Origin of the sequence: Pseudoalteromonas sp. GABNS16E, assembly GCF_028598715.1 — a bacterium.
Taxonomy (GTDB): domain Bacteria; phylum Pseudomonadota; class Gammaproteobacteria; order Enterobacterales; family Alteromonadaceae; genus Pseudoalteromonas; species Pseudoalteromonas atlantica.
In genome coordinates this window covers 1-216 of the sequence record NZ_JAQREZ010000248.1, presented here as the reverse complement: position 1 = coordinate 216, position 216 = coordinate 1, and the positions used below count along the sequence as shown (strand labels likewise).

At 48.6% G+C, this 216-nt stretch carries 1 pseudogene; it reads left to right on the top strand.

The annotated features are described in order from the left end of the window. Positions 1 to 216, top strand: a pseudogene (locus PSI06_RS21420) (IS4 family transposase); the annotation flags it as partial.

Sequence of the window (216 nt, the reverse complement as noted above, 5' to 3'; positions counted from 1 at the left end):
ACAGTGAATACACGCTTAGAAGCAAACGCCCAGACATGGTTGAGCAAGAATTGTGGGGATTACTGCTTGCTTACAACTTGATAAGAGTCGCTATGACCGAAGCGGCTACACGTAAAGGTATCTGGCCAAATCAGCTAAGCTTCAGTGGGTGCTCAAGCGCGGTTGTAGCATTCTTACTTACAACAGGACTTACAAGCCCAGGAAAGCTCCCCGTGC